We start from the raw sequence: 1,178 nt of genomic DNA on the forward strand, positions 1-1,178 counted from the left end.
GTCGGCTAGGTTCGGCAAGAGTGTCCCGGAGTGAGAAACAACTCAGCCACCGACCCCAGGGTTCGCCGGCTAACGCGCACCGATCGACGCGGCAATCATCGACCACGAGTTGTGAAGATCGTCCTGCCAGTAACCCCAAGAGTGAGTGCCAGTTGCCCGGAAATCATAGGTGGCCGGGATGCCCAAGGAGTCGAGCCGCTCGGCCAAACGCTGGGTGCACTGGTTCGTCCCGGCCTCGATGACTCCACCCACGATCACCTGGTTCGCCAGAACGCCGAGGTCGCCGTTGACCATCGGTCCGCCCAGATTCTCGTGTGGGCCGGGCAGGCCCGATCCATTGCTGATGTAGAGGTCGACCCCCCGCAATCTCTCGGCGTTGACCACAGGATCGTTGGCTACCCAGCCCGGACCGCCGGGAGGACCCCACATGTTGTCCACGTTGCCGCCGCGGAATCCGACCACGAATCTCACGTAGTCCTGACCGGGTTGAGTACTCGTCTCGGCACACCCGCTGAAAGCACCGACGGCACGGTAAACGGATGGCGCCGCCTCGGCCAGGCTCAGAACCGAGGTACCTGCCATCGACAATCCGGCAACGGCATTCGTACCCGTAGTCCCGAGCGTGGCATCGACGATCGGTGGCAACTCCTGGGTGAGAAATGTGGTCCACTTGTTCAGTCCGAGAACAGGATCGGGCTTCTCCCAGTCGGTGTAGTAGCTGTAGGCACCGCCGATCGGGTTGACGACGTTGACGTTCTTGTCGCCGAAGAAGTCGACGACGTCTGTCCGTGTCTGCCACGTCGCCGTGTCCTCGCCTCCGCCGGCGCCATTGAGTAGATAGAGGGTCGGCCGGGGCGCACTTGTGTCTGCCGGCCGAATCACCTCGAGCGGAATCACCTTGTCCATCGCAGCCGAGTAGACGTACATAGTCAGCTGACGGGCGTTGATCTCCTCGACGTGATCGAGAGCTGAACCGCCTGAAGGGGATGTCGGGGCCGGGTCAGCCGAGGCCAACGCTGCTTCGCCGAACAGTCCCGTCCACGCGACGAGGGCGACGACAAGCATTGCCCGAGTACGTCCGATTCTTCTCATTGCCGCTCCTCGTGCTCGATTGCGGTGCCCGGCAACAGCTCGGTGGCGCTCGCTTCGCGGGCGTGCGGCTTGGTGGCTTGAAGTTG

General features: G+C 63.1%; 1 protein-coding gene. It reads right to left on the minus strand.

Annotated elements, in window-relative coordinates; all coding sequences use genetic code 11:
- Positions 1-69: 69 nt before the first annotated feature.
- The gene (locus KTR60_RS16130) at positions 70-1,092 is read right to left on the minus strand and encodes an alpha/beta hydrolase (RefSeq protein WP_003944025.1); all 1,023 of its coding nucleotides are present in this window, start codon (positions 1,090-1,092) and stop codon (positions 70-72) included.
- Positions 1,093-1,178 lie beyond the last annotated feature (86 nt).

It is taken from the genome of Rhodococcus sp. C1 (genome assembly GCF_020809065.1).
Classification (GTDB): Bacteria; Actinomycetota; Actinomycetes; order Mycobacteriales; family Mycobacteriaceae; genus Rhodococcus_F; species Rhodococcus_F qingshengii.